The organism is Chitinophaga sp. (assembly GCF_036569125.1).
Taxonomy (GTDB): domain Bacteria; phylum Bacteroidota; class Bacteroidia; order Chitinophagales; family Chitinophagaceae; genus Chitinophaga.
Map to the genome: position 1 here is coordinate 1 of NZ_DATCRF010000203.1, position 9,169 is coordinate 9,169.

Below are 9,169 nucleotides of genomic sequence, written 5' to 3' on the forward strand. Positions count from 1 at the left end.
CGCATCACCTTTGAGCAGTTGGATGAACAGGTAGACCTGCCCTGCATACTTCATTGGAACCAGCAGCATTTTGTAGTGTTACCCCCGCAGGAATATAACCGGCATAAAAAGCGGGAAAAGATCCTGGTGGCTGATCCGGGCCATGGGCTGGTAAAGCTGGACAAAGAAACCTTTCTTGATTGCTGGCAGGGTAACAGCAACACCGGCGCCATACTGATGCTGGAACCTACCGCAGCCTTTTACCAAAAGGAATCCATCCGGGAAACCGCCACCGGCTTCCGTTTCCTGTTCAATTACATAAAGCCCTACCGCAAATATATTGTGCAGCTATTTTTAAGCGTGCTGGTAGCAAGCGTGTTATCATTGATCCTGCCTTTTCTTACCCAAAGCCTGGTGGACTATGGCATTAACCGCAACAACACCGGCTTTGTATACCTGGTGCTGGTATCGCAGCTCTTATTATTTGCCGGCTCCACTGCCATTGAAATGATCCGCAGCTGGATCCTGTTGCATATGAACAGCCGTATCAATATCCACATTATTTCCGATTTCCTGATCAAGCTCATGAAGCTGCCCATCCGTTTTTTCGATACAAAAATGATCGGCGACATTCACCAGCGCATAGGCGATCATACCCGCATACAGAACTTCCTGACCGGTACTACACTCTCCACTCTTTTTTCTTTTGTGAACCTGCTGGTGTTTACCATCGTGCTGGCTGTGTACAGCCTGAAGATATTATTGGTGTTTGTACTGTTCAGCGCTGCTGCTATCGGCTGGATCCTGTTTTTCCTGCGCCGCCGTAAAGCGCTGGACTATAAGCGCTTTCAGCGCATGAGTGAGAACGAGAATATTTTATTTGAGCTGATCACCGGCATGCAGGAGATAAAGTTAAATAATTGCGAAACCGCCCGGCGTTGGGAATGGGAACAGGTGCAGGCAGGGCTTTTTAAGGTGAATGTAAAGAACCTGGCATTAGGGCAATACCAGCAGCTGGGTTCCGTTTTTTTTCACCAGCTGAAGAATATCCTGATCTCTTTTATCACTGCCCGGGAAGTTATGAACGGGCACCTTACGCTGGGCATGATGTTATCTGTAAGCTATATCATAGGGCAGATGAACAGCCCCTTGGATCAGCTGTTAACCTTTATACAATCGGCCCAGGATGCAAAAATGAGCCTGGACCGTTTAGGCGAGATCCATAACCGGCAGGATGAAGAGCAGCCCGGCCAGGAGGCCCTGCCGGTAGGCAATGGCGGGATCCGCCTGGAAAATGTATCCTTCCGGTACGGTGGAAAACAATCGCCATATATTTTAAAGAACATTAACCTGGTGATACCGGAAGGAAAGGTTACCGCCATTGTAGGCACCAGCGGCAGTGGTAAAACTACCCTGTTAAAATTACTGCTGCAATTCTATGAGCCGGGCGCAGGACAGGTATGGGTGGGCAACCGGCGCTTACAGGAAATATCGCCCCGCTGGTGGCGGCGGCAATGTGGCAACGTGATGCAGGATGGTTTTATTTTTTCAGGCTCCATTGCAAAGAATATTGGTATCAGTGATGAAAAGCCCGACAAGCATAAATTAATACATGCAGCGGAAGCAGCTAACATCCGCGGTTTTATTGAAGAGCTGCCAATGGGCTACCAGACTAAGATCGGGAATGCAGGCGGCGGCATTAGCGCAGGACAAAAGCAGCGGATCCAGATTGCGCGCGCCATTTATAAAGATCCCCGCTACTTATTTTTTGATGAAGCTACCAGCGCGCTGGACGCCAACAATGAAAGCATTATTATGCGTAACCTGGAAGCGCTTTTTAAAGGAAAAACAGTGGTGGTGATCGCGCACAGGCTAAGCACAGTAAAGCATGCCGACCAGATCGTAGTGCTGGAAAAAGGTGAGATCGTGGAAATAGGAACGCATGCCACCCTCACCGCACAAAAAGGAAATTATTTTGAGCTGGTAAAAAATCAATTGGAATTGGGAGGATAATATAACATGCCGGATACACAACAACATACCGCCTCATTAAATGGCCAGGCCACTCACCATTCGCTGGAAGTGCGGAGTGAAGCCGTGCAGGAGATCATGGGAAAAATGCCGCACTGGATCATCCGCATCGGTATTTATCTTATTGCATTGCTAACAGCAGCTGCATTGGCAGGCGCCTGGTTCTTTCATTACCCGGAGATTGTAACAGTGCCCGTAACCATCCGGCAAGGGCTGGCTGCAGCTAACATTCCGGCGGCAGCTGCCTGGAAAGTAAAAGCCGGTCAGCCGGTATTGATAAAGCTTACAGCATACCCGCAGGAAGAATTTGGCATGCTGCAGGGAACTGTAACCAGTATAAATGGTTTTTATGCGGAGATACAATTAACACATGGCCTGCTTACCACTGCAGGTAAAACACTGCCCCTTCATCCGCTGCTGGATGGCGCTGCTGAAATTACAACAGAGGATAAAAGCATAGCAGCACGCTTATTTGGCAAGCTATGGAAAATGAAATAAGCGTTATTCCCTGCCCTCAATAAGCTGAAAGAAAGGCTCCCGGTAAGTATCGCCGATGGGTATTACATGATCGCCGATGAAGATGCGGTTCCGCTCAATGGTATCCGTTTTTTCCAGGGAAACAATATAGGATTTGTGTACCCGCACAAACCGGGACGCTGGCAGGATCTTCTCCATGCGTTTCATATTCTGCAGGGTAATGATCTTTTCAGCAGTGGTTTGTATGGCAATATAATCTTTCAGGCCTTCCACGAACAGGATCTCCGACAGCTGCACCTTTACCATTTTATTATCCGTTTTCACAAAAATAAAATTGGGCAGCTCTGCCGCAGGCTTTTCATAGGGTACCTGGGTCTGGCTGGGGCGGATGGCGCTGAGCGCTTTTTGCGCAGCTTTATAAAAACGTTCGTAGGCAACAGGTTTCAGCAGGTAATCCAGCACATCATGCTCATAGCCGTCCAGCGCATACTGCGGGTAAGCGGTAGTGAATATAACAAGGGCTTTGCCATGAATGATCTTCATGAACTGCAGGCCGTTCAGCTGGGGCATTTGAATGTCAAGGAACACCAGGTCCACCCCGCCGCTTTCCACCAGTGGCAAGGCATCCAGCACCTGGCTGGTGCTGTATACCAGCTCCAGGAAAGGGGTTTTGTGAATGTAATCGGTTATCACATCCAGTGCCAGCAGCTCATCATCTATAGCAATACAGCGTAATTTTTGCATGGGCTAGGCCAGTTTCAGCTTAAGTTCACAAATGTAATGCGTTCCGTTGTTATTTACCGTTAATGTATGCCGGCCGGGGTACAGCAGCTCCAGCCTGCGTTTGATGTTAGTGATGCCAATGCCGCCCGTTTCATCTTTCCCCTGCGCGCTTATGCGGTTCTGCACATACAGCTGCAGCTGGTCCGGTTCAAGGGTCACCTGTATCAGCACCGGGTCAGCAGGATCATGCAGCTCGCCGTGTTTAAAGGCGTTTTCCACAAAAGCGATCAGCAGCAGCGGCGCTATCTGCTGGTGCTGCGTATCGCCTTCCACCAGCACATCGGCGTAGATGGTTTCTTTAAAACGCATTTTCTGTAATGCCACAAAATTACCCAGGTATTGCAGCTCCTTTTCCAGCGGCACAAGCTTGTCTTCCGTATCATACAGCATATACCGCATGATCTCCGAAAGCTTCAGGATGGCGGCCGGCGCTTTTTCCGACTGCTGGTAAGAGAGGGAGTAAATGCTGTTTAAGGTATTGAACAGGAAATGCGGGTTGATCTGCGATTTCAGGAAGGAGATCTCCGCGGTGAAATGTTGTTTTTCCAGCTCTCTTTGCTGCCGCTGCAAATGGTACCAGTTCTCTATAAAACGTACCAGGCTGGCCAGTATAACCCAGATGCCAAAACGCAGGTAATTGTCTTTAAAATAGAAGGTATAGGTAAGCTCCTGGAAGTAATTGCGGATCCCGAACAGGCGCAGGAGCAATACCTCTTCCACCAGGTAACGCAGCGTGATAACGCTGAGTACCAGCAGGGCAACGCTCAGCAGCCATGCGGCATATCTTTTTTTTGCCAGCAGCCCGGGATGCAGCCATTTATAGTTAATATAAAAGCTGGCCAGTTTCAGCGCTGTAAAAGAAACCATGAAAATGCTGAGGTCTATATCAATATCAACATCCAGGTAAAGGTTCATGACCGTTACCCCCAAAAAAAGCAGTAAGCTGAAAAGTATTTTTCTATGATGATCTGTCATAATACCGTAATTGATCCCAAAGTTACCGGGAAGCTGCGGGCCCCTGCTCTTTCTTCGACAAACTACCTTTTACGTCCGACCAACCGGCCGGCCCCGGGTTGGTCGGACCCCGGAGAGGGTTGGTATAATTGAAGCCACAGGCCCGGCCGCTTGCAGGCATCTTTGCAGGGTCTCAAAATAAGGTTTATGAAACTGTTTTTTACTTCCCTGTTCATCATTTTGCAATTTAGCGGATATGCCCAGTCGCGTGTATCCGGGCAGGTAAATATAGCTGCCGGGCCGGCGCCCTTTGCTACTGTGGCCTTGCTGAAAGCGGCCGACAGCTCATTGGTTAAAGGAATGGTATGCGATAGCCTGGGCCGCTTTACACTGGAAAATGTGTCTTATGGCAGCTACCTGCTGGCTGCAACACAAGCCGGCAGCGGCAAAACCTACAGCAGGGGCTTTACTTCCGATAGCCTGCACCGGCAGGTAATGCTGGAACCTTTGTTGCTGATGCAGCAGCATACTTTGAAAGAGGTGGCTGTAAATGCACAAAAGCCTTATGTTGAAATGCAGATAGATAAGCTGGTGCTGAATGTGGAGAATAGCGTAATGGCGCATGGCAATATGATCTTTGACCTGCTGATCCATGCACCGGGTATGCGGCAGGACCAGTACGGGAACATAGTGATGATGGGGAAGCCCGGTGTGCAGATCTGGATAGATGGCCGCCCCTCCTCACTGAGCGGCGAAAGCCTTTTGAACTGGCTGAAGAACCAGCCGGCAGATGTTGTTGCTAAAATTGAGATCATCACGCATCCATCGGCCAGGTACGATGCAGCCGGCAGCGCAGGCATTATTAATATACGCCTGAAGAAGAATGTGCAGCAGGGCTTAAACGGCGGCGCATATACGTCATTATCCATGGGTAAATATCCCAAGGCAGCCACCGGTATTAATATGAACTACCGGAAAAATAAGCTGAACCTTTTCAGCGACTATAGCTACTCGTATTCAGAATCGTACAATTACCGTACAGTGAATACGGTGATCAACAACGGCTCTTTTATTGATTATGATAACTACTGGCACCCCATAGGCAACTATCATTACGGAAAGCTGGGCGCTGATTATAAGCCGGATACCAAAACAACAATCGGCGTGTTGCTGAAAGGTAACATCAGCGCCACCAACGCCATTACAGATGCCAATACAGCCGTATATAGTGATCCTGCGGAAAAGCGCTACCTGGTGGCGTTGTCAGATGGGAAAGACCGCTGGAACAACCTATCGTACAACTTTAACATACTGCGTGAGACAGATACCCTGGGCAGCACCTTTAACCTGGATGCCGACCTTTCCCGCTACGATAAAACTGCAAGCGAGAGCATCCTGAACTGGGACCGTGCCGGCGAAAAAGGCCAGGCCACACAGATCGCTGAGATCCGGAGCGCCATGCCGGTAGACATAAGCGTGCTATCGCTAAAGACAGATTATGTAAAGTACTTTACCAAAACCTTCCGGATAGAAACCGGCTTTAAGGTTAGCAGGGTGAGCACCGATAACGACATACGCTATGATTCCTTACTGCAGCAGGTTTGGCAGCCGGATCTGAACCGCTCTAACCATTTTGCATATACGGAAAATATTCAGGCAGTATATGTAACCGCGGTAAAAGAATGGAAACAGTTGACGCTGCAGGCAGGGCTGCGTGCAGAAAGAACAGATGCAACCGGCAATTCCCTTACGCTGGGGCAAAAGGTGCAACGCAGGTATGCCGGCTTTTTTCCATCGCTGAATGTGATGAAGCAAATAAATAATAACAACCAGCTTACCTTCAGCTATTCCAGGCGTATAGACCGGCCTTCGTACAGTTCCCTTAACCCCTTTGTGGTAGCCATTGATCCCTATAATAAAACCGTGGGCGACCCTTACCTGAATGCGGCTTACAGTAATACTTTTGAGCTGAGGCATGGTTTCCGGCAGTTCCTGTGGACCACCCTGTATTACAGCCATGGCAGCAAAGGCGCTATTAGCCTTATTAAGCAGGACAGCCTTACGAAAATACAAACCACCACCTTTGCAAACCTGGGCAGCAGCGATTACGGGTATCTATCAGTAAGTATCAGCCTGCCGCTTACCAAATGGTGGCAGATGGATTTCAATGGCGGTGCTGGTTACGCGCAATACCTTTCGGATATTCCGGGCAACCGGTTCACCAATGGCAGCTGGGGTGCGGAAACCGGTTTGGATAACACCTTCACCGTATGTAAGAACCTGAAGCTGATGATCAGCATGTTCTATAACACTGCGGCGCCTTCAGGCCAGGAGCGGCAGCGCGCTAACTATGGCGGACGTTTAAGCGCCAGTAAGCCGGTGCTCAATAAAAGAGGGCGGATCAGCTTTACGCTGCAGGATCCATTTAATATGCAGCGCTACGATGCGGATATCTACACGAATGCCTCTGCCATCCGCTGGATAAACCGCTGGGAGAGCCGCCGCGTAAGCCTTGGCTTTTCCTGGAAGTTTGGACGGCAGCAGATCAAGGCCGCCAGGGACCGGCAGAACGGGGTAGGGGATGTAGAAAAAAGGGTACAGATGTAACCTGATAGAAGGACCATTATTCACTCCGTAAAGACTTTACCGGATCGGCTAATGCAGCCTTGATGGCCTGCAGGCTTACTGTTACCAAAGTGAGCATGATAATAGCTGCACCTGCAACCAGGAATACAGTGGCACTGATGCTTACACGGTACGCAAAGCCTTGCAGCCATTGGTTAATGGCCCACCACGACAATGGAAATGCAACGAGTACGGCCAGCAGTACAAGCTTTAAGAAATCTTTGGTCAGCATAAGCATAATGCTGTTGATAGAGGCGCCTACCACTTTCCTGATGCCGATCTCTTTTTTTCTTTTTTGCGCAGTAAATGCAGCGAGACCAAAAAGACCTAAACAGGAAATGATGATAGCTACAATGGCGAAATAACGGGATAATACGGATACTTTTTGTTCTGAAGCATACATGGCCTGGTAATCCTCATCCAGGAATTTATATTCGAATGGAAGTCCTTCGTTAAAATTTCTATAGAGTTGTTCCAGTTTTGCCAGTGTTTGGCCTTCAGCACCAGCTTTTATTTTTACAAGAATGGTCCTGTTGCGGGTTGAATATTCCAAAAATGCAGGGCCTACTTTTTTATAAAGGGACTCAAAATTAAAATCTTTTACTACCCCAATGATCTGTTTTTTACGGCCCCAGAGTGAAACTGTTTTGCCAACGGGATCTTTAATTCCCATGTTGGCAATAGCAGCTTCATTGAAAATAACCGATAAGCTATCCGAGCCGAACTCTCCTGAAAAAGTACGGCCTGCAGCCATTTTTAACCCCAGCAGCTCCATGTAGCCAAGATCACCGCTAACGCCAAAATATTCTATACCTAAATTGGGATCTTTCCCTTCCCATGAAATACCGCCGCCGCTATGGCCCGAATGGCCTAAAAGGTCGCCTTCCATACTGGAAGCGCTTACAACTCCTGGTATGTTCCTGGCTTCAGCAAGGAACGACGGCGTATTATCGTGCACTTTTCCAACATTGGCAAACCGGATAATGTTGTCTTTATTATAGCCGAGATTTTTTGTTTGTATCAGCTTCATTTGCTGGTACACCACAATAACCGCGATAATAAGCATAACAGAAACAGTAAACTGGAAAACAACCAGACTTTTTCTTATCAGTGATTCGCCTGCAGAAGTGTGCAGCTTTCCTTTCAGCACAGCGGTGGGTCTGAAGCCGGAGAGATAAAGTGCCGGATAGCTGCCGGCAAGGATGCCGGTAATAACTGCAATGCTTAGCAGGGAAAAAATAACACCTGCATTGAAGCTTATAGTGAGCTGTTTTCCGGTGATCTCTTTAAATAGCGGAAGCAGTAAAAAGATTATTAATACCGCAACTGCCATTGACAGGAACGACATTAACATGGATTCTCCCATATATTGGAAGATCAGCATTCTTCTGGGAGCACCGATCACTTTTCTTATGCCCACTTCCTTCATTCTTCCGGCAGCTTTAGCTGTGGAAAGATTCATGAAATTAATACATGCGATCACTAAGATGAAAATGGCAATGATGGAGAAAAGGTGTACATACTCAATTCTGCCGCCAACAAATTTCCCATCTTCAAATTTGTTGTACAGGTACCCGTCTGAATATTTCCGGGCAAACAGGCTTCCTTCCCATTTTATCCATGCTTCAGAACCAGGTATGGTTTTTATTTTTGATCTTGTAAAATCTTTGATCTTATTGTTAAAGGCATTTATATCCGTGCCTTTTTTCAGGACCAGGTAGGTATACACGCTATTATTTCCCCAGTTATAAATATCGCCCAGGTCTCCGGTCTCTTTGTCAACATACACTGCGTAGTTAAATACAAGATCAAACTGGTCAGAGGCATTGGAAGGGGGCGCTTCATACACGCCGCTAATGGTGTAAGTACCATTATACTTTCCACCCGCATCCCATGTAAAGGCCGTTCCGCTCAGGTTATGGGTGGTGTTAAATATTTTCAAAGCAAGTTTATCTGAGATCAGCACTCCGTATTTATCAGCCAGCACTTTATTCTTATTTCCCTCAATAAGTCGGTAGGAAAATACATTCAGAAAATCGCTGCTCACGAACCGCCATGTTGCTTTAATATGTTTTTCATTAACTGAAAAAATTCCCGTCTGGGCTTCCTTTCTTATAGCAACCGCGTGTTCAATTTCAGAGAATGACCTGGGCAGCTCATTGGCTAAGGTGCCTTGTGCCGTTGACCATACCATGGTGCTGCCATCCCCGCTAATACCTGTTTTCATTACCTGGTACAGCTGGCTGTCCTTTTCATTGAACCGGTCAACATGCAGCTCGTCATTTACCCACAGGTAGATCAGCAGCACGCAGGCCAGCCC

At 47.9% G+C, this 9,169-nt stretch carries 6 protein-coding genes; 3 read left to right on the plus strand and 3 right to left on the minus strand.

Annotated features, from left to right (window positions below; genetic code table 11):
- Positions 1–1,992 (plus strand): peptidase domain-containing ABC transporter (locus VIM87_RS07230; RefSeq protein ID WP_331996333.1); only part of this gene is annotated, 1,992 nt, incomplete at its 5' end.
- A gap of 6 nt (positions 1,993–1,998) precedes the next feature.
- A complete protein-coding gene (locus VIM87_RS07235; protein WP_331996334.1) occupies positions 1,999–2,508 on the plus strand; it encodes an HlyD family secretion protein in 510 nt (169 codons plus the stop codon).
- A 3-nt stretch (positions 2,509–2,511) separates the two neighbouring features.
- On the opposite strand, the gene VIM87_RS07240 is transcribed toward VIM87_RS07235, so the two are convergent.
- The gene (locus VIM87_RS07240) at positions 2,512–3,231 is read right to left on the minus strand and encodes a LytTR family DNA-binding domain-containing protein (RefSeq protein WP_331996335.1); all 720 of its coding nucleotides are present in this window, start codon (positions 3,229–3,231) and stop codon (positions 2,512–2,514) included.
- 3 nt (positions 3,232–3,234) lie between these two features.
- A complete protein-coding gene (locus tag VIM87_RS07245; protein WP_331996336.1) occupies positions 3,235–4,245 on the minus strand; it encodes a sensor histidine kinase in 1,011 nt (336 codons plus the stop codon).
- A gap of 186 nt (positions 4,246–4,431) precedes the next feature.
- On the opposite strand from VIM87_RS07245, the gene VIM87_RS07250 reads away from it, so the two are divergent.
- On the plus strand, positions 4,432–6,831 hold the full coding sequence (locus VIM87_RS07250) for an outer membrane beta-barrel protein (RefSeq protein ID WP_331996337.1): 2,400 nt from the start codon (positions 4,432–4,434) through the stop codon (positions 6,829–6,831).
- Positions 6,832–6,847: 16 nt separating this feature from the next.
- Here the strand turns inward: VIM87_RS07250 and VIM87_RS07255 are convergent.
- A partial coding sequence (locus VIM87_RS07255; protein ID WP_331996338.1) for an ABC transporter permease occupies positions 6,848–9,169 on the minus strand: 2,322 nt, incomplete at its 5' end.